Origin of the sequence: Pollutimonas bauzanensis (genome assembly GCF_040393045.1) — a bacterium.
In the GTDB taxonomy this organism is placed as follows: Bacteria; Pseudomonadota; Gammaproteobacteria; order Burkholderiales; family Burkholderiaceae_B; genus Pollutimonas; species Pollutimonas bauzanensis_A.
The window spans coordinates 37355-57706 of the sequence record NZ_JBEBUX010000008.1 but is presented as its reverse complement, the minus strand read 5'-3'; the positions used below and the strand labels follow the sequence as shown (position 1 = coordinate 57706).

At 54.8% G+C, this 20352-nt stretch carries 22 protein-coding genes and 1 pseudogene; 15 read left to right on the top strand and 8 right to left on the bottom strand.

The window, feature by feature from the left end; genetic code table 11:
- Positions 1-177: 177 nt before the first annotated feature.
- Positions 178-1011, bottom strand: coding sequence for a posphoenolpyruvate synthetase regulatory kinase/phosphorylase PpsR (ppsR, locus tag ABWO67_RS02555; protein WP_353147047.1), 834 nt, complete (start codon positions 1009-1011; stop codon positions 178-180).
- A gap of 177 nt (positions 1012-1188) precedes the next feature.
- Here ppsR and ppsA point away from each other — a divergent pair, with 177 nt between their 5' ends.
- The gene (ppsA, locus tag ABWO67_RS02550) at positions 1189-3555 is read left to right on the top strand and encodes a phosphoenolpyruvate synthase (RefSeq protein ID WP_353147045.1); all 2367 of its coding nucleotides are present in this window, start codon (positions 1189-1191) and stop codon (positions 3553-3555) included.
- 51 nt (positions 3556-3606) lie between these two features.
- Here the strand turns inward: ppsA and ABWO67_RS02545 are convergent, their stop codons facing one another.
- The gene (locus tag ABWO67_RS02545) at positions 3607-4212 is read right to left on the bottom strand and encodes a TetR/AcrR family transcriptional regulator (RefSeq protein WP_353147043.1); all 606 of its coding nucleotides are present in this window, start codon (positions 4210-4212) and stop codon (positions 3607-3609) included.
- Positions 4213-4407: 195 nt separating this feature from the next.
- On the opposite strand from ABWO67_RS02545, the gene ABWO67_RS02540 reads away from it, so the two are divergent.
- The gene (locus ABWO67_RS02540; protein ID WP_353147041.1) at positions 4408-5715 is read left to right on the top strand and encodes an NAD(P)/FAD-dependent oxidoreductase; all 1308 of its coding nucleotides are present in this window, start codon (positions 4408-4410) and stop codon (positions 5713-5715) included.
- A gap of 43 nt (positions 5716-5758) precedes the next feature.
- On the top strand, positions 5759-6460 hold the full coding sequence (locus tag ABWO67_RS02535) for a methylated-DNA--[protein]-cysteine S-methyltransferase (protein WP_353147039.1): 702 nt from the start codon (positions 5759-5761) through the stop codon (positions 6458-6460).
- A 13-nt stretch (positions 6461-6473) separates the two neighbouring features.
- On the opposite strand, the gene smpB is transcribed toward ABWO67_RS02535, so the two are convergent.
- Positions 6474-6926: an SsrA-binding protein SmpB gene (gene smpB, locus ABWO67_RS02530; protein WP_353147037.1), complete on the bottom strand. Its 453-nt coding sequence runs from the start codon at positions 6924-6926 to the stop codon at positions 6474-6476.
- 57 nt (positions 6927-6983) lie between these two features.
- On the opposite strand from smpB, the gene ABWO67_RS02525 reads away from it, so the two are divergent.
- The 5 genes from ABWO67_RS02525 (at position 6984) to mmsB (ending at position 11146) form a co-directional block, all read left to right on the top strand.
- Positions 6984-7418 (top strand): type II toxin-antitoxin system RatA family toxin, encoded by a 435-nt coding sequence (locus ABWO67_RS02525; protein ID WP_353147035.1) that lies wholly within the window; start codon positions 6984-6986, stop codon positions 7416-7418.
- A complete protein-coding gene (locus ABWO67_RS02520) occupies positions 7415-7783 on the top strand; it encodes an RnfH family protein (RefSeq protein WP_353147033.1) in 369 nt (122 codons plus the stop codon). The genes ABWO67_RS02525 and ABWO67_RS02520 overlap by 4 nt, the downstream gene beginning before the upstream one ends.
- A 118-nt stretch (positions 7784-7901) precedes the next feature.
- Positions 7902-9056 (top strand): acyl-CoA dehydrogenase family protein, encoded by a 1155-nt coding sequence (locus ABWO67_RS02515; RefSeq protein ID WP_353147031.1) that lies wholly within the window; start codon positions 7902-7904, stop codon positions 9054-9056.
- Complete coding sequence (locus ABWO67_RS02510; RefSeq protein ID WP_353147028.1) at positions 9053-10216, top strand: enoyl-CoA hydratase/isomerase family protein; 1164 nt, start codon at positions 9053-9055, stop codon at positions 10214-10216. The genes ABWO67_RS02515 and ABWO67_RS02510 overlap by 4 nt, the downstream gene beginning before the upstream one ends.
- 45 nt (positions 10217-10261) lie before the next feature.
- Positions 10262-11146: a 3-hydroxyisobutyrate dehydrogenase gene (gene mmsB, locus ABWO67_RS02505; RefSeq protein WP_353147025.1), complete on the top strand. Its 885-nt coding sequence runs from the start codon at positions 10262-10264 to the stop codon at positions 11144-11146.
- A gap of 67 nt (positions 11147-11213) precedes the next feature.
- Here the strand turns inward: mmsB and ygfZ are convergent, their stop codons facing one another.
- On the bottom strand, positions 11214-12224 hold the full coding sequence (gene ygfZ / locus ABWO67_RS02500) for a CAF17-like 4Fe-4S cluster assembly/insertion protein YgfZ (protein ID WP_353147022.1): 1011 nt from the start codon (positions 12222-12224) through the stop codon (positions 11214-11216).
- Positions 12225-12374: 150 nt separating this feature from the next.
- On the opposite strand from ygfZ, the gene mltG reads away from it, so the two are divergent.
- The 5 genes from mltG to ABWO67_RS02475 all read left to right on the top strand — a co-directional run bounded on the left by mltG (position 12375) and on the right by ABWO67_RS02475 (position 16880).
- Positions 12375-13385, top strand: coding sequence for an endolytic transglycosylase MltG (gene mltG, locus ABWO67_RS02495; RefSeq protein ID WP_353147020.1), 1011 nt, complete (start codon positions 12375-12377; stop codon positions 13383-13385).
- Positions 13385-14038, top strand: a complete 654-nt coding sequence (gene tmk / locus ABWO67_RS02490) for a dTMP kinase (protein WP_353147017.1) — start codon at positions 13385-13387, stop codon at positions 14036-14038. The genes mltG and tmk overlap by 1 nt, the downstream gene beginning before the upstream one ends.
- Entirely contained in the window at positions 14035-15093 is a 1059-nt protein-coding gene (gene holB / locus ABWO67_RS02485; RefSeq protein WP_353147014.1) for a DNA polymerase III subunit delta', read from the top strand. Before tmk ends, holB begins: the two co-directional genes overlap by 4 nt.
- A gap of 87 nt (positions 15094-15180) precedes the next feature.
- Entirely contained in the window at positions 15181-15951 is a 771-nt protein-coding gene (locus tag ABWO67_RS02480) for a TatD family hydrolase (protein ID WP_353147011.1), read from the top strand.
- A gap of 128 nt (positions 15952-16079) precedes the next feature.
- On the top strand, positions 16080-16880 hold the full coding sequence (locus tag ABWO67_RS02475; protein WP_353147008.1) for an ankyrin repeat domain-containing protein: 801 nt from the start codon (positions 16080-16082) through the stop codon (positions 16878-16880).
- Positions 16881-16905: 25 nt separating this feature from the next.
- On the opposite strand, the gene ABWO67_RS02470 is transcribed toward ABWO67_RS02475, so the two are convergent.
- The 4 genes and pseudogenes from ABWO67_RS02470 to ABWO67_RS02455 all read right to left on the bottom strand — a co-directional run bounded on the left by ABWO67_RS02470 (position 16906) and on the right by ABWO67_RS02455 (position 19014).
- Positions 16906-17706, bottom strand: a complete 801-nt coding sequence (locus ABWO67_RS02470) for an RsiV family protein (RefSeq protein WP_353147005.1) — start codon at positions 17704-17706, stop codon at positions 16906-16908.
- Between the two features lie 46 nt (positions 17707-17752).
- Positions 17753-17839, bottom strand: a pseudogene (locus ABWO67_RS02465) (thiol:disulfide oxidoreductase); the annotation flags it as partial.
- A 39-nt stretch (positions 17840-17878) separates the two neighbouring features.
- Positions 17879-18370, bottom strand: coding sequence for a glutathione peroxidase (locus ABWO67_RS02460; protein ID WP_353147002.1), 492 nt, complete (start codon positions 18368-18370; stop codon positions 17879-17881).
- Between the two features lie 86 nt (positions 18371-18456).
- A complete protein-coding gene (locus ABWO67_RS02455) occupies positions 18457-19014 on the bottom strand; it encodes a peroxiredoxin (RefSeq protein ID WP_353146999.1) in 558 nt (185 codons plus the stop codon).
- 78 nt (positions 19015-19092) lie between these two features.
- Between ABWO67_RS02455 and arsC the strand changes: the two genes are divergently transcribed.
- Complete coding sequence (gene arsC, locus ABWO67_RS02450) at positions 19093-19437, top strand: arsenate reductase (glutaredoxin) (protein ID WP_353146995.1); 345 nt, start codon at positions 19093-19095, stop codon at positions 19435-19437.
- A 33-nt stretch (positions 19438-19470) separates the two neighbouring features.
- Positions 19471-20343 carry an EamA family transporter gene (locus ABWO67_RS02445; protein ID WP_353146993.1) on the top strand — a complete coding sequence of 291 codons (873 nt, stop codon included), beginning with the start codon at positions 19471-19473 and terminating at the stop codon, positions 20341-20343.
- The last annotated feature ends 9 nt before the right edge of the window (positions 20344-20352 follow it).

The window sequence follows — 20352 nt, the reverse complement described above, 5'->3', positions numbered from 1 at the left end:
GCGCGTGAAGCCGAAACAGCCCCCGACACACCCGACTTTCTCAAGAACGAAAAATCTTGGCGCTCATACGCTGCCACGAGTCCTGTAAACACCTCGGCCAAAAATGCGCTAACGCAGCAACTGAGTGCAAGAAATAACCAGTAAGAACGTACTCACAGCGTGCACAAAGGAAAACGATCAGTAAATCCGCCTATCCAACCCCACCTCATCCAGCACCTTCGTCGAAATTTCTTCAATCGACTTGGTCGTCGTCGACAACCATGGAATATTTTCCATCCGCATCAAACGCTCGGCCTCCGCCACCTCGTGGCGGCACTGCTTGATGGAAGAATACTGGCTGTTCGGCCGCCGCTCGTTGCGAACTTCTGCAAGACGGCCCGGCTGAATAGACAGGCCGAACAATTTCTTGCGATAAGGTGCGAGCGTCGCTGGCAACATACCGCGATCAAAATCTTCTGGGATCAGCGGGAAATTGGCGGCCTTCACCGCGTACTGCATCGCCAGGTACAAGCTGGTAGGCGTCTTCCCGCAGCGCGACACGCCCACGAGAATCACATCCGCCTGCTCCAGACCATGTATGAACTGACCATCGTCGTGAGCCAGACTAAAATTGATGGCCTCGATTCGGTTGTTATATTGTTTGGACAAACCGCCCATATGCGAACGGCCAACCGAATGGCTGGATTTCACGCCCAGTGCCGTTTCAATGTGCTGCACAAATGTGCCGAACAAATCCAGGAACGTGCAATTGGCCGACTGTATTTTGAGTGCGATTTCGGGGTCGACCAGTGTGCTGAACACTAAGGGCGGCGCGTTTTGCTCTTCCGCGCAACGATTGATGCGCACCGCTGCAGCAGTCGCTTTTTCCAATGAATCGAGGAATGGAATACGGATCGCTTCGAACTTGATTTGCTCGAATTGCGACAAGACGGAATTGCTGAAAGTTTCGGCAGTAATACCGGTGCTGTCAGAGACAACAAATACAGTGCGTTCAATAATGGGTGTGGTCATGGAATAGTTAATGCAGAAGATGCCGGAAACGGTACAATCGCAAGATTAACAGTCGCCCTACCAGCAGGCAAGGCTGGTTTGCTTAATGCGTAAGCGCGTTGTCCAGTACACAACAGCTGCTTTATTTACCTTGCGCAATAAGCAAACAAGCTTTCTTCTATAGTTAAAGGTGACTTTATGTCTTATGTTGTATCTTTCGAGCAGCTCCGCATGACGGATGTCGACTCGGTAGGGGGTAAAAACTCATCACTTGGTGAAATGATTAGTCAGTTGGCAGGGGCAGGGGTCCGGGTTCCGGGCGGCTTTGCCACGACTGCTGACGCATTCCGCGAATTCCTGCGTTCCACAAAGCTCGATCAACGCATTGCTGATCGGCTGCTTACGCTCGACTCTGAAGACGTGCGTGAACTCGCCAATGCGGGTTCGGAAATCCGTCAATGGATCATCGATACGCCATTTCCTGCCGAATTCGAGCAGGCTATTCGTGCTGCATTCGCCGAACTCGATGCGGATGGCAACGGCTCGTTTGCCGTACGTTCTTCGGCGACTGCCGAAGACCTTCCCGACGCCTCGTTTGCCGGGCAACAGGAAACCTACCTGAACGTCGTCGGCATCGACGAAGTTCTGGAAAAAATTCGCCACGTATTCGCCTCGCTGTATAACGACCGCGCTATTTCCTACCGCGTGCATAAAGGCTATGCCCACGCCGAGGTCGCGTTGTCGGCCGGCATCCAGCGCATGGTGCGTTCTGATCGCGGCGCGGCGGGCGTCATGTTCACGCTCGACACCGAGTCCGGCTTTAAAGATGTGGTGTTCATTACCTCGTCGTATGGCCTGGGCGAAACTGTAGTGCAGGGTGCCGTCAACCCCGATGAATTCTATGTATTCAAACCGACATTGGCATCGGGCCACTATCCCATCATCAGCCGTCGTATCGGTTCCAAGCTGCTCAAAATGGAATTCGACACCGACCGTACTACCGGCCATGCCGTTCGCACGGTCGATGTGCCTGTATCCGAGCGCAACCGCTATTCACTGACCGACGACGAAGTCATTGAACTGGCTCGCTATGCCGTCATTATCGAAAAGCATTACCAGCGTCCCATGGATATCGAATGGGGCCGCGACGGCATCGACGGAAAAATCTATATTCTCCAGGCTCGTCCGGAAACGGTGAAGTCGCAGCAAGGGCACAACGATGTGCAGGAGCGCTATCGCTTGAAGGCGACTGGCGAAGTGCTCATAACCGGTCGCGCTATCGGTCAAAAAATCGGCTCCGGCAAAGTCCGCGTGGTAGGCGATATCTCCCAAATGGACCAAGTGCAGCGCGGCGATATCCTGGTCACCGACATGACCGATCCCAACTGGGAACCGGTCATGAAGCTGGCATCGGCGATCGTCACCAATCGTGGCGGACGCACTTGCCATGCGGCCATCATTGCACGCGAACTCGGTATTCCTGCCGTAGTAGGCTGCGCGAACGCCACTGACGTGCTTGGCGATGGCAGGGAAGTGACTGTGTCTTGCGCAGAAGGCGACGAAGGGCGTATTTACGATGGCCTGATCGAAACCGAAATCGAAGAAGTGCGCTGGGGTGAAATGCCCGACATCGGCCTGAAGGTCATGATGAACGTGGGCAACCCGCAGTTGGCTTTCGACTTCTCGCAAATCCCCAACCATGGCGTTGGCCTTGCTCGCCTGGAATTCATTATCAACAACAATATCAATGTGCACCCCAAGGCTGTGCTTGATTACCCCAACGTTGATACCGAGCTGAAAAAAGCGGTTGAATCGGCCGCTCGCGGTTATGCCAGCCCCAGGGCTTTTTTCGTTGAAAAAATGGCCGAAGGGATCAGCACCTTGGCCGCGGCCTTTTATCCGAAGCCAGTTATTGTGCGCTTGTCCGACTTCAAGTCGAACGAATACCGCAAGCTGGTCGGCGGTTCACGGTACGAACCAGAAGAAGAAAACCCAATGCTGGGTTTCCGCGGCGCGTCGCGTTATGTATCGGCTGAGTTTGAAGAGTGCTTCAAGATGGAATGCGAAGCGCTTAAAAAAGTGCGCGACGATATGGGCCTTACTAACGTCGAAATCATGGTGCCGTTTGTGCGTACATTGCCCCAGGCAGCCAAAGTGGTTGACCTGTTGGCCAAGAACGGCCTTGCACGCGGCGAAAATGGCTTGCGCGTAATCATGATGTGCGAAGTCCCTTCCAACGCCATTCTGGCCGAAGAATTCCTGCATTACTTCGATGGCTTTTCTATCGGCTCCAACGATATGACTCAGCTCACGCTTGGCCTGGATCGCGATTCCGGCATGGAATTGCTGGCAGCCGATTTCGATGAACGCGACGAAGCTGTGAAGTTCATGCTTAGCCGCGCCATCAAAGCATGCTTGGCTGCAGGCAAGTACGTGGGTATTTGCGGCCAAGGCCCTAGCGATCACCCCGATCTGGCACAGTGGTTGCGTGACGAGGGTATCTTGTCAATGTCGCTGAATCCGGATACTGTGGTTGATACATGGCAGCGCTTGGCTGTTAAGTAAAGGCCGGCAGATAGGGTAGTAAAGTGGGGCGCTCTGACAGGGGCGCCCCTTTTATTTTGAGTTATTGCCGTAAACGCGAAGAAAAATATCGACAATATGTGTCGCCTTCCGTTCGGCCTCCTGATCGGTCATGGGAATACCGGCCCCCATCAACGCACGCATAAGATCTGCTTCGCACATACTGCGCAGCAGCGTCGCCATCGCGTCGGGATCTTCATCGCGCAAATTTTTCTTGGCTATTTCTTTGCCAAGAATATGGGATATTTCCTGCCACGCCCTGTGAGAACCAAGCTCGAAGAATTGCCGCCCGACGTTGGACGTCTTGCCAACCGAGATGGCAACCCGCAGATCCTGAATGATTTCTTCGGAATTGATGAGCTTTAGCAAAGACAGGACGAAGCGCTGCAATTGGGTAGAAAGGGCACCCGAGGTTTGCAGAATCTCCAACATGTCGCTTACGTGTTTCTCGGCCGAATGCAGCATGGCCTGTAGCAACAATTCTTCTTTGGACGAAAAATAGTTATAGAGCGTCGCTTTGGAACCCCCGACGCGCGCCGCAATTTGCGACATCGACGCTGCTTCGAAGCCCAATTCCCGGAATACTTCCAAGGCCACTGCCATGATGGCATTACGCCGCATTTCGCTTTTTGTTTTCATGTATGTTCTTGTTGCTATGCAGATCTGTACGGTTTCTCTTGACACCGTATGCGGCCAATCGTAAATTGACCGTACCGTACAGTTATAACCGAGAATGAAATATTGTCTGAATCACCATATTATCCCAGGTTGCGACGAATCGATCGTATGCTTCCAGTAGTATTGACTTTTTACCTAGCCAAGGAACCATGAACAATGAAATCCGAAGCTCATAAAGTTGTCATTGTCGGCGGTGGCGCCGGCGGCCTGGAACTCGCTGCCAAGTTAGGGCGCAAGTTTGGCCCGCAGCATGTCTATCTGGTCGACAAGGCCGGCGACCATATCTGGAAGCCTTCTTTGCATGAAGTCGCCGCAGGCACCCTGGATATACACCGGGAAGGCTTATCGTATTTCATGCTGGCCAAGGATTGTGGCTTTACTTTCATTTTCGGCGAAGTGGCCCACGTTGACCGCGATTCGCGCTTGATACAACTGAAGCCCGTATTTTCGGACCAACAGGTCGAAGTGTTTCCTGCGCGCAACCTGCATTACGATACCTTGGTTCTGGCTGTCGGCAGCAAATCGAATTTCTTTGGCACGCCCGGCGCTTCCGAATTCGCCATTGCACTGGACTCAACCGCCGAAGCGGAACGATTTCGGCTGCGGTTCTTGCACGAGCTGGTAACAGCCAACAAAAAGAAAACCGAACACGCTGACTATGTTTTGAATGTAGGTATCGTTGGCGGAGGGGCAACTGGCGTTGAGCTCGCGGCAGAATTGCGCGAAGCCTGCGCGGACGCGGTGTTCTACGGACTTAATAGCCTGGATACGCACAACGATATCCAGATAACGCTGTTGGAAGGCAGCGACAGGATACTGTCGGCTCTCCCGGAAAAAATGTCCTCGGCAGCGCAAGAACTGCTGCTGGAGCGCGGCATCACCGTGAAAACTTCAGTACGCGTGGCCAGGGTCGAGGCCGACGCTTTATACGACGCACAAGGCACACGCTATCCGGTCGACTTGTGCGTATGGGCGGCGGGTATAGAGGCGCCCGCATTCCTCACGCAACTGCGCCTGGACACCAACCGTATCAACCAGTTGGTCGTTGACAGGCAATTGCGCACCAGTGATCCTGCTGTTTTCGCCATGGGCGATTGTGCTCAAACGCCGTGGGATGCGGAAGGGCAATTTCTGCCAGCCAGGGCTCAAGTAGCCCATCAGCAGGCTGACTTTTTATTGCCGATTATGGCGGCGCGCATGCAGGGCAAAGACATAGGAAGCCGCCGTTTTCGCTTTAAAGATTATGGGTCGCTTGTATCGGTTGGACATAGCCGCGGCATTGGCAGCCTGATGGGTGTGCTGCAAGGAAAGAGCTGGTTTGTAGAAGGCTTGCTGGCTCGCCTGATGTACATGAGTCTGCATCTGATGCACCACATGGCAGTACTGGGTTTTGTCCGTACCGGCTCGTTGGCGCTAGGGCGCTTACTGACAAAACGGGCAGCCCCGCGCGTCAAGCTGCATTAAAATGGATTTGGTCGATGTTTCATAGGCTGCAAAAAGGCAAACCATGACGTTCTATGCACAAATGTCATCGGGTCTGGGGCGCATCCTGTTGTGTTCCACGGGAGATCACCTGAATGGCTTGTATTTTGTCGGGCAAAAAGACTGTCCGCCGCTGGCGGATTTATCTATCCCCTTGCCGCGCGCAAGCGACCCGACAGCGGGATCGATGTCGGGCTTGGCCATAAAAACCTTCAAAGCCAGCAAGTTATCGAATGATGACTTATTCGGAGAGGCCAATCTGCTCCGAACGGCATCCGGTGCGCACACGACGTCCATGGCAAAGGCCGCCGGCGCCATCATCGACTGCGATCCAGATTCCTTGTCTTACATGCAAGCCGAAACCCCAGCTAACGCTCAGGCAATTTTCCTGCAAACCCAAAAAGAGCTGGGCGAGTATTTTCTGGGCGATCGAACTACATTTTCTGTGCCGCTGCTAACCGAAGGCACCGATTTCCAAAAAAAGGTGTGGCGCGCCTTGCTCGATATACCCTATGGCCAGTCTGTTTCTTATGCCGATGTAGCGCGCGCCGCAGGGCTTACCGCGCAACATGGACGCCCTGTGGGCACGGCAGTAGGGCGCAATCCCATTACGATCATTATTCCCTGCCACCGGGTGCTGTCCAGCGTCGGCACGCTGGCGGGCTATACCGGCGGCCTGGAACGCAAGTTTGCATTATTGCAGCTGGAAGGGTTCACCGTAGGGTAGCGGTGAATGCTGGCTATTCGCGCGTGCTCTTTTTCATCAGCTGCTCTTTTTCGCGCAACCAGTCCTTGTCGCGCGCAACGTCGCGCTTATCGTGCAGCTTTTTACCGCGGCCAAGACCGAAATCAAGTTTGATCCGTCCGTTTTTATAATGCAGGTTAAGTGGAACCAAGGTATAGCCGCGCTGCTCGACTTTACCAATAAGCTTGCTGATTTCCTCTGCATGCAGCAATAGTTTGCGGGTGCGGGTCGCGTTCGGGTGAATATGGGTGGAGGCGGTGGGCAGGGCGCTGATGTGCATCCCAATGATCCACAAGGCGCCATCGCGTACGATAACGTAGCTTTCCTTGATCTGTACGTGACCCGCGCGTATGGCTTTTACCTCCCAGCCTTCAAGGACAAGACCCGCTTCGTAGCGGTCTTCAATGAAGTAATCGTGCGTTGCTTTGCGGTTGTCGACAATGCTCATGAATCAATTTAGTTGTAGGCTGTAAAATCAATACATTCTATCCATTAACTACTTTCAATGCATACCGTCCAACGTTCTGTCCTTGTTCCCCATAGTCGCGCACAAATGTTCGACCTTGTCGCTGATGTCGCCAGCTATCCCCAATTCATGCCCTGGTGCGGCGGCACCACAGTGCACAAGCACGATGAAAAGGGCATGGAAGCGTCCGTTACCATCAGCATTGCGGGCATCAAACAAACCTTTACCACCCGCAACGAGCACGATCATCCCCGGCTCATCACCATCCACTTGATTGACGGCCCATTTTCAGCCCTGACCGGAAAATGGGAATTCCAAGAGCTCGCCCCAGATGCCTGCAAGGTGGTCTATACAATGGAATATGCGTTTTCCAGCCGTGCGCTTGAAGCCGTCGTTGGGCCCATATTCAACCGCATCGCCACCAGTTTCATTGACTCGTTTACCCAACGCGCACAAGCGGTCTACGAAAAATGATGGGTGATGCCGCCCGCACTGTTACCGTGCAGCTCGTATATGCTGAACCGGGCTCGGTCTGGCAAGTCGACTTGCAACTGCCGCTAGGCACAACCGTCGAACAGGCTATCGAGGCCAGCCGGTTTGCCAGCACGTTTCCCAATTATCCCTACGATGCGCTGGCGGTAGGCATTTATGGACAGGTATGCGCGCTTGACCGCAAGGTCGTTGACGCCGACCGCATCGAAATCTACAGGCCGCTAACGTTCGACCCCATGGTATCGCGGCTACGCCGGGCGGAACACCGCAAGGCATTCATGACCAAGCCCAAGAACCGGCCCAAGCGACGCAAAGCAAAAATCGCTGCCGGCCTGGAGCAGCCCTGAGCAGGATTGTCGCGCATATGACAAAAAAATGTATGCTAACGCGCTATGGTGGGGAATATAAAAGATAAGCTGGACACGCGGCTTACGATACAACGTTATCTAGGTAGGAGACATACCCATGGATTTTCGGCTAAGTGATGAACAACAAGCCTTTGCGCAGGCAGCCCGCGACTTTGCCATAGGCGAACTCGAACCTAACGCGGCGCGCTGGGACGCTGACAGCCTGTTCCCGCGCGAGGCCTTCGCCCGCGCTGGCGAAATGGGTTTTTGTGCCATCTATGCACCGGAATCAATAGGCGGCCTGGGCCTGCCTCGCCTTGATGCCACCTTGGTGTTCGAAGAGATGGCCGCCTACGACCCCTCTACGACTGCCTTCCTGACCATACACAACATGGCGACATGGATGATAGGGTCTTGGGCTACCGACGCCGTACGCGAGGCCTGGGGGCCTGCCTTGGCTGCTGGCGAGAAGCTGGCGTCCTATTGCCTGACCGAACCAGGGGCCGGGTCCGACGCGGCATCATTGACCACCCGGGCCGAAAAGCGCGGCAACGCCTATGTGCTCAATGGCGCAAAAGCTTTTATCTCAGGGGCCGGCGACACCGATGTCATGGTCGTCATGGCACGTACTGGCGGGCCAGGCGCCAAAGGGGTATCTGCGTTTGTCGTGCCCTCCGATACGCCAGGTATTACGTATGGTCGGAAAGAAGACAAAATGGGCTGGAATAGCCAGTCGACCCGTCCGGTGACCTTCGAGAATGCCCAGATTCCCGCCGAAAACCTGCTGGGCGCCGAAGGAGAAGGCTTTAAATTCGCCATGAAAGGGCTGGACGGCGGGCGCATCAATATCGCCACCTGCTCCGTAGGAGCGGCTCAAGGCGCTTACGAAGCCGCACGGCGCTACATGGGCGAACGCAAGCAGTTTGGCCAGCCCCTGGCTACTTTCCAGGCCCTGCAGTTCAAGCTTGCTGATATGCTTACCCATATTGTCGCTTCGCGCCAAATGGTCCGCCTTGCTGCTGCCAAACTAGATGAAAACGACCCGCAGGCGTCGACTTATTGCGCGATGGCCAAGCGCCTTGCCACCGATCTTTGCTTCCAGGCTTGCCTGGATGCTCAGCAAATCCATGGCGGCTACGGGTATCTTAAAGACTATCCCCTGGAACGTCTGGTGCGCGATACGCGTGTACACCAGATCCTCGAGGGCACCAATGAAATCATGCGCGTCATCATTGCGCGGCAATTACTCGAAAAAGGAGCCGATATCCGATGAACTCTCCAGTGTTATTCCAGGTTCTGGACACAGCCAATCATATGAAAGTGGGTGTGGCCACCCTGAACAGTCCGCAAACCCTTAACGGGCTGTCGCTGGATATGTGCAATCTCTTGGCGGAACAGCTCAGTGTCTGGCAAGACGACGACACGATCGCCCTGGTTGTTTTCAGGGGTGCCGGGGAAAAGGCCTTCTGCGCGGGCGGCGATTTGCACGGCCTGTATAAAGCCATGCAAGAGAACACCAGCGGCGAGGCTTGGAACAATACCTATGCCCGCAAATTCTTCGATGACGAATACCGCCTGGATTATCAAATCCACACTTATCCGAAGCCCATACTGTGCTGGGGCAACGGTATTGTGATGGGTGGCGGGGTGGGGCTGATGATGGGCGCAAGCCATCGGGTTGTCACCGACACCACGCGGTTTGCCATGCCAGAGATCTCCATCGGCCTGTTCCCCGATGTGGGCGGCACCTGGATGCTGGCACGTCTGCCTGGCGGCACAGGATTGTTCCTGGCCCTTACCGGCGCGCAACTGGGCGCCGGCGACTGCCGCTTCCTGGGGCTGGCCGACTATACCTTGGGATCAGGGCAGTGGGACGAGCTGGTGGGCAAGCTGCAAGCAAGCAACTGGTCCGACGCCAGTGGCGACAACGACCTGGCATTGCGCCGCCTATTGGTCGGCATGCAGCCCTCGGCCGACATTTCCTCGGGCCCGCTGCAACAACACTATTCGCTGATCAGGCAGTCGTGCGACGGTACCGATTTCGACGCCATTTGCGCCGCAATCATGGCTTGGTCCGGTCATGAAGACCCATGGTTGCAGCGCGCCGCAAATACCTTCAAGTCGGGGGCTCCGGGTTCTGCGCGCTTAAGCTTTGCCTTGCTCGAGCGCGTTCGCCTGCTGTCGCTGGCAGAAGTGTTCCGCCAGGAATATATTGTGTCCCTGCACTGCGGCGTCCAGGGAGACTTCCAGGAAGGCATACGGGCATTGCTTATCGACAAAGATAAACAGCCGAAATGGAATCCAGCCACACTGGAACAAGCCACCGATACCTGGGTGCAGCGGTTTTTCGAGACCCCATGGCCCGATTTGGTTTCGCATCCGCTGACCAGCCTGGAGCACACAGCGCCCGATGGAGTAGTGGCTGCGCTTTAACATTCAACAAGACAATATTTGATTTTAAAAATAGAGGAGACAACAATGAGTCGCATTGCATTTATCGGCCTGGGTCACATGGGCGCCCCTATGGCTTTGAACCTCGTCAAAGCCGGGCATGAACTGGTCGTATTCGACTTGGTTCCCGCAGCAATTAAAACGCTGGTCGACGCTGGCGCCAGCGCAGCGCCTTCGGCCCAAGCTGCCGTCGCCGACGCAGAGGTGGTGATTTCTATGTTGCCCGCCAGCAAGCATGTTGAAGGCTTGTACCTTGGCGATGCCGGGCTTTTGACCCATATTCCCAGCGGCAGGCTTGTACTCGAATGCAGCACCATAGCCCCGGAGTCGGCCCGCAAAGTCGCCGAGGCGGCCGCTAAGCGTGGCGTGCGCATGATTGATGCTCCGGTATCAGGCGGCACGGGCGGCGCGGTAGCAGGCACCCTGACGTTCATCGTAGGCGGCGAGTCCAGCGACCTGGAAGCCGCTCGGCCTTACCTGGAAAAAATGGGCAAGAATATTTTCCATGCCGGCGACGCCGGAGCAGGGCAGGTCGCCAAGATCTGCAATAACATGCTGCTGGGCATCTTGATGGCCGGCACTTCCGAGGCACTGGCATTGGGTGTTGCCAATGGACTGGATCCCAAAGTGCTGTCCGACATCATTGCCAAAAGCTCCGGCCGAAATTGGGCCACGGAACTATATAACCCATGGCCAGGCGTCATGGATCATGCCCCGGCATCCAAAGACTATGCCGGCGGGTTTGGTGTCGACCTGATGCTTAAAGATTTGGGCTTGGCGGCTGAATCGGCGTTGAATGCCCGGGCCTCAGTTCCCCTGGGGGAATTGGCCCGCAATTTGTATTCTATGCACAGTGCACAAGGCAATGGCGCCCTGGACTTTTCCAGCATCTTGAATTTATTCAAGAAATAAAAAATGCGTGCCGGGTTGCGTGTATAGCACAGGTCCGGCACGCAGGTTTATTGGCGATTGCTGCCGATCATTCCTCGGCGGTTATCCGGTACGGCAAGGGCAAGACTTCAATCAGCGGGCCATCAGCGCTGCCTAAGCGGAAATCGGCACTATCCAGGTCGCCAAGCTGCACCTCCATCAGGACATGAATATTGCCCGATTGCGCCGCATTAATAATGCGGCCGCAGGGGTTGCCGGGGTTTTTAGCGTTAAACGTGTCGGTGCCAGCAAGCGTCAGAACATCAATGCCTTCTGGCTGTTTCACCACACCATAAGCCATGCGTCGCTTGACGGTACCACGGTAATGACTGCGCGCTACGACCTCCTGGCCGGGATAACACCCTTTAGTGAAACTGACCCCATCGATCAGGTCCAGGTTGAGCGTTTGCGGAATGAAAACATCTTGTGTGGCGGCCTGTATCCAGGGCAGGCCGGCGGCAACCTCGGCAGCGCGCCAGCGCTCGCCAGCCTGAATAGCGTCGGGGCTGCCTGCAACCTCGTCTGCCGCGACATAGTCATCGGACGTTGCCACAAACCACCAGCGCGTTACGCCGCTGTCGGTGCTTGGCGCTGCGATCCAGCAACCTGCATCGGTACGGGCCACGCTCCAGGCTGGGGCCTGAGCCGAAAGCACAGCGGCTTTGTTAAGCAGATCGTAGCCGGGAACTTGGGCGGCTTCTTCTTTATAATTAGAAGAGGCGTCCAAGGTAATGCCCAGTACTTTCAATTGGGTCAATTCCAGCTTGGCTTTGGCGCGAAGCACAAACATGGAAAGGCGCTTGATCAAGGCAGGTGCAACATCCGCTTTGGCGATCGCCCTCAGGGCAGGGGCGTCGCCTAGCGAGCTTTGCCATATCACCATAGTGCCCAATAATCGCCCTTTGGGCGTGCAGTATCCCGCATACCGAGCATGGTTTGGCGTCAGGCCCGAAATATCGTGGGTAAGCTGGCCATGTAGAAAACTGGCGGCATCCTGGCCGGAAATTTCGATAACGGCAAGATCAGTTAGCGGGGCAACGAAACTTGAAAAATTGTTCATGGAAGAAACACGACTCGCAACGAAAGACACAAGCAAAGGTAGCGTTTATGATAACGGGCTTCGGGAAATCGTGCTGCGACATCTATTTGCGGCTGACTGCCTGATCTCAACTGGCAAATCTCGCGCTTTGCTGAACTACACTTTGGTTTAATGAAAAAATTCAAACTGATCGCTTTATATTTGCTTTTGCTGGTAGCCATTGCCGCCACCGGCCTTAGCGCTGCTGCCTGGTACTGGGTAGAGCATCCTGTGGCCATGGACAGCGAGCGCGTCGATTACGTGGTCGAATCCGGTAGCCGCCCAAGATCGATCGCGCGCCTGATGAACAAGTCCGGTATTCATATCAACGAAATGGCTTTTGTTGCGCTGGCGCGTTTAACCGGACGCGACATCTTGCTCAAAGCTGGCGCTTATGAAGCCGTTCGCGGCGATACGCCCCGAACACTGCTCGAACGCATGGCAAACGGCGATATGACACAAACCCAAATCACCCTGGTTGAAGGGTGGACGTATCAGCGTATTCGCCAAGTGCTGCGCGAAGATCCGCAAGTCAAGCAAACGCTGTCGACGACGACAGACGAAGAATTGCTCAAGAGGCTAGGTGCACCGGAAGCCAGTCCCGAGGGGCTGTTCTATCCCGATACCTATATTTTTGTGCCGGGCTCGGCTGATTTCGATATTCTTCGCCGCGCCTATCATGCGCAGCAGCAATTGCTGAATGCCGTCTGGGCTGATCGCGACCCGCAGCTTCCCTTGAAAACGCCGTACGAAGCCCTAATCCTGGCATCCATCGTGGAAAAGGAAACCGGCCATAGCGCCGACCGGGATCGGGTCGCCGGTGTTTTCATAAACCGCCTGCGTATAGGCATGCCCTTGCAAACCGATCCCACTGTCATCTACGGGATGGGCGACGCCTATCAGGGCCGAATACGAAAAACAGACCTGACAACGGATACCCCCTGGAACACTTATACCAGGGGTGGCTTGCCGCCCACACCGATAGCCAGCGTCGGGCGCGCCGCCTTGCTTTCCGTCTTGCATCCCGAGACACATAAATTCTTGTACTTCGTTTCTCGTGGCGACGGCACCAGCGAATTTTCCTCGAATCTTTTGGATCACAATCGGGCTGTATCAAAATTCATATTGGGGCGGCGTAACTAATGCATAAACAGCGTGGTTGTTTTATTACCCTTGAGGGCGTGGACGGAGCAGGAAAGAGCACCCATATCCAATGGATGGTCGAGGAGTTACAAAGACTGGGCATAAAGGTAGTATCCACCCGTGAGCCGGGTGGAACGGCTATGGGCGAACAATTACGGCAATTAGTACTGACGCAGCCCATGGCGCTTAAAACGGAAACCTTGCTGATGTTCGCCGGCAGGTGCGAACACATAGAAACAGTCATCAAGCCAGCCTTATCGGCCGGGACATGGGTAGTATGCGACCGTTTCACCGATGCCACATACGCTTACCAAGGCGGCGGGCGAGAGCTGGGCGGCGACTGCATCAAGGTGCTGGAACAATGGGTTCATGCCGATTTGCAGCCTGATCGCACGTGGCTATTCGACGTACCGCTGGCAGTGGCGCGCGAGCGGCTGGCGCGCAGCCGCGAGCTGGATCGCTTTGAACAAGAGGGTGAGGCGTTCTTCGAGCGCACTCGTGGCGCTTACCATGAACGTGTACGGCAATACCCCGAACGCTTTCGTATCGTAGACTCCACTTTGCCCATTGAAACTGTCAGGCAAAGCCTTGCCGATCAAGTTGACGAGCTGGTTCGAACTTTTCAGGCCCGACCGTCAGGCCGTCCGTCATGAGCGACTTGGCGCAATTTCTCCCATGGCAAGAACAACTTGCCGCATCCTGGCTAAACCAGCGGGAGCGCTTTGCGCACGCTTGGTTGATCCATGGATTGCCAGGCATAGGCAAACGCCAGTTCGCATTAGCAGCCGCATCCAGCCTGCTATGCGAGTCGCCGGTCAACGCAATAGCGTGCGGCCACTGTGCCGCTTGCCAATGGTTGATTAGCGGCAATCACCCCGATTTGCGCCGTATTCGCCCCGAGGCCATGGCGCTTGAAGAGGGTGTTACCGCCGGCCGTTCCGATGATGACAGCGATACGGCCTCTGCCGCCAGTAAAAAAGCGCCTTCAAAAGAAATTCGCGTCGATCAGTTACGAAGTTTGAGTTCCTGGTTCAACACGGCCACCCATCGCGGCGGCTGGCGTGTTGCGGTACTGTACCCAGCACACGCCATGAACAGCATTACGGCCAACGCCTTGCTCAAGGTGCTGGAAGAGCCGCCAGAACACACCGTCTTTCTTTTAGTGGCCGATGCGCCGGATCGTTTGCTGCCTACGCTTGTATCGCGCTGCCGTCGCTTGCCTTTGCCCGTGCCGGGACAACAAGAAAGCCTGGCCTGGCTAAGTCAAGAGCACGTCAGCAAGGCCGACCAATGGCTAGCTGCAGCCGGTGGCGCACCGCTGCTTGCCAGGCAGTTGGCGCAAACCGGTGAACACCCTTGCCCCGAATGGTTAAGTCAGCTGATGCTGCCGCTTTCCCGTTCGCAACAGCCCGATATCGGCCCTCTGGCGGACCAACTGGAAAAAATGCCGGTGAATGTTTGGGTCGACAGCTTGCAGCGCCTGTTTCTTGACTTGCTGCTGGCGGCCTCGGGCGCTCCCGTACGCTACTTCCCAAGCCTTGAAAAACTGACCCGGCTCACGGCCGGGCATGCCTCAATGGGCAACCTGGCCGAAACCGCCAAATGGCTTGCACAGCAACAAGCTGTAGCCGGCCACCCGCTTAATGCCAAGTTGCTGGTGCACAGTACCTTGCAGCGCGTCGCGCTGGCATGCGGCCCTGCGTCATAGCACGGCCAAAACCGCTACACTAGGTTTAACGACGGCGCCACACAGCGCGCCGGTCATTCTCAAGACGAATTACACCAAGAAACCATTATGTTTGTAGACTCCCATTGTCATCTGGACTTTCCAGAGTTGGCCAAGAACCTTCCTGATATCTTAAGCGGTATGGCACAGAATCAGGTCACCCATGCGCTGGTCGTAAGTGTGAACTTGCCAAATTGGCCTGGGCTGATGGAACTGGTAGCGCCACACCCGCATCTTTATGCTTCGGTAGGCGTTCATCCTGATTACGAAGATACGCCCGAACCCTCGGTGCAGGAATTGGCCGACATGGCACAGTCGCCCAAGGTGGTCGCCATAGGTGAAACCGGCCTGGATTACTTCAGGCTTGCCGAGCCGCTGGAATGGCAACGGGAACGTTTCCGAACCCATATCCGGGCCAGCCGTCAAAGCGGCTTGCCCTTGATCATTCATACGCGGTCGGCTAGCGCTGACACGTTGCGGATTATGAAGGAAGAGGGTGCGGACGAGTTTGGCGGCGTCATGCATTGCTTTACAGAGTCGTGGGAAGTGGCACAAGCGGCGATGGAGATGAATTTCTATATCTCTCTTTCAGGCATTGTCACCTTCAAAAAAGCTGAAGATTTGCACGAACTTGCCAAGAAATTGCCTCTGGATCGTTTGCTTATAGAAACCGATTCGCCTTATTTGGCACCGGTTCCTCACCGCGGAAAAATGAACAATCCCGCTAATGTTATCCATGTCGCCGAAAAAATCGCCGACTTGCGAGGTGTTCCTGTTGCTGATATTGCCACGCATTCAACAAACAATTTCTTTAATCTTTTCAATAAGATAAATAGATAACTTAAACCATAATAGTTAAAGTAATTTATTTAGTGTAATTTATTAAAAGTAAATTATCTAAAGTAGTTTATTTAAAGCGATACATGAGAAGCCTAGCCTTGAATGTTCAGTTTTAACGGAGTCGGCGCATGAAGCCTGTTTTTTCTTTTACACCCACATTGAATCGTCTTTGCGTAGGCCTGGCCGGTGCGCTGTTATGCGTTGCTGCGCACGCGGCAAACCCATCGGACTGGTGGGTCGATATCGCCAACGACCGGGCGGGAAACGTTAAAACTTTGCTTGCTCAAGGGGCGGACCCTAACGAATTGAGTCCCAAGGGGCAACCTGCTCTGATGCAGGCAATACGTGATGGTGCGTGGGATGTCTACGACGTGCTGGTTGCTAACCGAAAGACGTCGCTGAACGCGATCAATATCAATAAAGAAACGGCCTTGATGTATTTGGCGGTGCTTGGCGAAACCAAACGCGCGCAAGACTTGATCCGGCGCGGAGCCCTGGTTAACCGTCTGGGCTGGACGCCATTGCAATATGCCGCTTCGACAGGCAAAGTAGAAACAGCCAAGATGCTGATTGCAAACAAAGCCATCATTAATGCGCCTGCGCCAGACGGCACGACCGCATTGATGATGGCAGCGCATTCAGGTAGCGCAGCCATGGTTCAGTTATTACTGGATCATGGGGCGGACGTAACGACGCAAAATCTGCAAAAACTTGACGCAGCAGACTGGGCACGGACAAAGAAACATACCGCGCTTGCAGCCAAGCTGGATGCACTGACCGATAAAACGCTGAAAAGCCGCACTGGAAGCCAAGACGAGAAACCTGCCGCACCCGACAACAAGGCAGCACCAAAAGAACCGGCCACACAGCCTTCGTCGGGATCACGTTACTTTGATCTGGACCGCTTTAACGAAACACCGAACCCATAACGTCTCGACACCCAGTCCCCGCAACTTACGCCGGAATGAACTCAGGCCGCAATATGCCTTTCAGGGCGCTATAGGGAATCAACAACTCGGGCTGCCCTGACGAGTAGGGCGCGATAAGGTAGGAGTCATACTTGACCACCAAGCCCTGATCCGTAAAGGCGAAATTATTGCTTGCCTGAAAAGGCCAGATACGTTTATAGGTTTCGGGATCTTCCAGCGCGACCGGATTAGTGGCCAGCCAACGGCCATGCACGTCTTTCAGCGCGGCGACATACGCTGCATGCTGGCCTGGCTCTAACACATTGGTCAGCCCAAGAACCTTGCCAGTGGTGTTATCCCAATTAAGAAACTGCGTGGCCGATATGCCATGGGCGGCGCCTGTCAGATATTGCCAGGTATTCAATTCAACTACCGTAAGGTGCTTATTGCGGTATCGTGTCTTAGCCGCAAGCAACGTAGAATCGCGCTGTGCCGCCGTTTTCCAGAAATAATCTTCGTATTCGGCTATGTTGATATAAGGCGGCGGCTGATTATTTCCTATGCCTGTCATCATGGCCAAGGCGTGGTCAACAAACTCGGTTAGCCGGGGAATCCCTGGAAACACGACAGAGTCCAATTTCAAAACCGGGCAGTCGCCTTTGCAGCCGGGCTTCTTATGTTCCCACTTGACCGCCTGCGTGAACAAACCCTCTTTACTGGCTTGATCGGCCGTCTCGACAGGGATCAGCGATATATTAGGCGACGGACCGCTGGCGCAAGCGGCAAGCATGCCAGCTGCGCCGGCGACCAAGGCGATGCGCAATGCGTTGTTAATACATTTGATCATGGTTCTTTATTTAACGGTTTTGGCGTCTTGGCCGAAAAGAATCTTGCATCATCTCGTAAGGCAGGCCGGCTTCTTCCAAAAACAGGGTGATTTTATGCCCGTTCGGGGTAGTCCAGTAATACAAAGCGATCATGGGTGTCCTCGTTGCATTGTTGCTATGTAGCTCAACCGCTCAAGCTTGTACCGCGATAGCTTGTTGAATGTCGCCGTGCAAAGCTTCGGGTTTTGTCACCGAGCCATAGCGTTTCAGTACATGCCCATCACGGCCAAGCAAAAACTTAGTGAAATTCCACTTGATATTCTGGCTGCCAAGCACGCCCGCCTTCTCGCTTTTCAGCCATGAAAACAGGGGGTGCGCCGTTGGGCCATTGACATCGATTTTATCGAACATGGGAAATGTGACCCCGTACTTGCTCGAACAAAAGCTGGCAATTTCATCGTTGCTACCCGGCTCTTGGTGGCCAAACTGATCGCAAGGGAAGCCAAGCACGGAAAATCCGAGAGCGCGATATTCCTTATACAAAATCTCGAGGCCCTGATACTGAGGCGTAAACCCGCACTCAGATGCGACGTTGACGACCAAAAGCACCTGGCCTTCGTAACGTGAAAGGGCGATGCTTTCGCCATCGAGCGACTGAGCTGAAAAAGAATAAATCGATGTCATGATTGCGCATCACTCTCTGGCCAATGATTTTCTACTTTACCATTGAAAGACGGGTGGGGCGGCCCCCGGTCTGGCGAACGCCGCGCTCAATGTTTGGCGGCGGCCCACCTTTTCACAGCGGCCATCGTGTTGGCGACGTGATTATCCGGATCCTTGCTGCTGTACTCGTAATACACCTTGTGGTCGGGAGTAATCACATAGGAAACACGGTTCGCCATATTTGGCATGAAGGCCATTTTCGCGTCATAAGCCTTGATGACCTTGGCGTCTGGATCGGCGCCCACGGCAAACTTGCTTCGGCAGGCGCTGACCGAAAACTCCTTGAGTTTGTCCAGCTTATCTGCCGAGACCCCCAGCACCGTTGCACCATAGCGCTTGTACTCGTCGGTAGCCTCGGCAAAATCATAGGCTTCTATCGTGCACCCTTTAGTGAAGGCCGCAGGATAGAAATAAAGCACCACAGGCCCTGTTTTCAGCGCCTGCTCCAAAGAAAAAGAAAACGCATTGCCGCCTAGCGTTGCATCAAGGGTAAAGTCAGGAGCTGGCGCACCAGGCTTTAGCTGCGCATAAGCTTGGTATGGCGCGGCGCACACCAGGGCGAGAATAACGTACGAAACCGGGGCGACTCGACGAAATAACTTCATGTTGGCTCCTTGAACACTTGCGAAACTGGGCTAAGATGTTGGTCTATTACATGAACATGACAATTGATATTCACGGCAATGACCACGATCTATCATAATCCTCGCTGCGGGACTTCGCGCACCGTACTGCAAACGCTTCAAGAACGCGGCATACAGGCCGAGGTTATCGAATACCTTCAAACGCCCCTGTCGCGTAGCGAATTGGCCAGCCTGATCAAAGACGCCGGACTGTCTGTACGCGAAGCCATACGCAGCAAGGAAGCCGTGTTCCAGGAACTCAAGCTGGATGCCCCGTCCGTCACCGACGAACAACTGCTTGACGCCATGGTCCAGCATCCCATCTTGATGAATCGTCCATTCGTCGTCACAGACAAGGGCACACGCCTGTGCCGGCCCGCCACAATCGTGGAAGAAATCCTTTAAGTCCCGTCAGCTGCTCATGACCACGCCTTCCCGATGACGCTACAGATCTTTCTACTTGTCGTCATCGCGGCTGGTCTTCATGCTGCCTGGAACCTGATTTCCAAGCAGGCGGCGGGCGCCGGTGTTTCCTTCGTTTTTGCGTATCGGCTTTGCTCTACGATTGTCTACGCGCCCTGGGTTATTTATATCTTGTGGAACGACGGCATGGCCTGGAGCTGGCCTGTGGTCGCGTTTGTCGGGCTTTCCAGCGCCTTGCATCTTGGATACAGTGTTTGCCTGATGCGTGGCTATAACGTAGCCGATCTTTCCGTGGTGTATCCCATCGCCCGGGGTACGGGCCCATTGCTGGCCAGCGCGGGCGCCTTTTTATGGCTGGCTGAAGTGCCATCCACCTTTGGGGTGCTGGGCATTTGCAGTGTCGTAGCGGGCATATTATTAATCGCCACCCAGGGAAACTGGCGCCAGTTTGCACAACCGCAAGCTTGGGTGGGCATACGCTGGGGCATCTTGATAGGCCTGTTCATCGCCGCCTACAGCCTTAGCGATGCCTACAGCGTCAAGGTGCTGCTGGTTGCCCCGGTAATGCTCGATTGGCTTTCCGCCTTCGGAGGCACACTGCTGTTGGCCCCCAGCACATGGGTACGCCGCAAACACATGATGGAACAGATGCGCGGCAAATGGAAGCTTGCGCTTGCGGTAGGCGTCTTGTCGCCAATGGCCTACATTCTGATCTTGTACGCGTTGCAGCATGGCGCCGACGTAAGTGCCGTCGCGCCTTTGCGTGAAATGTCCATGATGATCGCGACATTTGCCGGCTTCTTCATACTTAAAGAAAAAGTGTCGCCGATGCGGTGGCTAGGGTGCATCATTATTATCGCCGGCGTCATCATGTTGGCATCGCATTAATCAACTCAT

Excerpts from the sequence above, each read along its gene's own strand:
- ABWO67_RS02470 (WP_353147005.1), bottom strand. The coding sequence starts at position 17,706 with ATGATCAAATGTATTAACAACGCATTGCGCATCGCCTTGGTCGCCGGC.
- ABWO67_RS02515 (WP_353147031.1), top strand. The coding sequence starts at position 7,902 with ATGGATTTTCGGCTAAGTGATGAACAACAAGCCTTTGCGCAGGCAGCC.
- holB (WP_353147014.1), top strand. The coding sequence starts at position 14,035 with ATGAGCGACTTGGCGCAATTTCTCCCATGGCAAGAACAACTTGCCGCA.
- smpB (WP_353147037.1), bottom strand. The coding sequence starts at position 6,926 with ATGAGCATTGTCGACAACCGCAAAGCAACGCACGATTACTTCATTGAA.
- ABWO67_RS02520 (WP_353147033.1), top strand. The coding sequence starts at position 7,415 with ATGATGGGTGATGCCGCCCGCACTGTTACCGTGCAGCTCGTATATGCT.
- ABWO67_RS02445 (WP_353146993.1), top strand. The coding sequence starts at position 19,471 with ATGACGCTACAGATCTTTCTACTTGTCGTCATCGCGGCTGGTCTTCAT.
- ppsR (WP_353147047.1), bottom strand. The coding sequence starts at position 1,011 with ATGACCACACCCATTATTGAACGCACTGTATTTGTTGTCTCTGACAGC.
- mmsB (WP_353147025.1), top strand. The coding sequence starts at position 10,262 with ATGAGTCGCATTGCATTTATCGGCCTGGGTCACATGGGCGCCCCTATG.
- ABWO67_RS02475 (WP_353147008.1), top strand. The coding sequence starts at position 16,080 with ATGAAGCCTGTTTTTTCTTTTACACCCACATTGAATCGTCTTTGCGTA.
- arsC (WP_353146995.1), top strand. The coding sequence starts at position 19,093 with ATGACCACGATCTATCATAATCCTCGCTGCGGGACTTCGCGCACCGTA.
- ABWO67_RS02535 (WP_353147039.1), top strand. The coding sequence starts at position 5,759 with ATGACGTTCTATGCACAAATGTCATCGGGTCTGGGGCGCATCCTGTTG.
- mltG (WP_353147020.1), top strand. The coding sequence starts at position 12,375 with ATGAAAAAATTCAAACTGATCGCTTTATATTTGCTTTTGCTGGTAGCC.
- ABWO67_RS02545 (WP_353147043.1), bottom strand. The coding sequence starts at position 4,212 with ATGAAAACAAAAAGCGAAATGCGGCGTAATGCCATCATGGCAGTGGCC.
- ygfZ (WP_353147022.1), bottom strand. The coding sequence starts at position 12,224 with ATGAACAATTTTTCAAGTTTCGTTGCCCCGCTAACTGATCTTGCCGTT.
- ABWO67_RS02480 (WP_353147011.1), top strand. The coding sequence starts at position 15,181 with ATGTTTGTAGACTCCCATTGTCATCTGGACTTTCCAGAGTTGGCCAAG.
- ABWO67_RS02455 (WP_353146999.1), bottom strand. The coding sequence starts at position 19,014 with ATGAAGTTATTTCGTCGAGTCGCCCCGGTTTCGTACGTTATTCTCGCC.
- ABWO67_RS02525 (WP_353147035.1), top strand. The coding sequence starts at position 6,984 with ATGCATACCGTCCAACGTTCTGTCCTTGTTCCCCATAGTCGCGCACAA.
- ABWO67_RS02510 (WP_353147028.1), top strand. The coding sequence starts at position 9,053 with ATGAACTCTCCAGTGTTATTCCAGGTTCTGGACACAGCCAATCATATG.
- ABWO67_RS02540 (WP_353147041.1), top strand. The coding sequence starts at position 4,408 with ATGAAATCCGAAGCTCATAAAGTTGTCATTGTCGGCGGTGGCGCCGGC.
- ppsA (WP_353147045.1), top strand. The coding sequence starts at position 1,189 with ATGTCTTATGTTGTATCTTTCGAGCAGCTCCGCATGACGGATGTCGAC.
- tmk (WP_353147017.1), top strand. The coding sequence starts at position 13,385 with ATGCATAAACAGCGTGGTTGTTTTATTACCCTTGAGGGCGTGGACGGA.
- ABWO67_RS02460 (WP_353147002.1), bottom strand. The coding sequence starts at position 18,370 with ATGACATCGATTTATTCTTTTTCAGCTCAGTCGCTCGATGGCGAAAGC.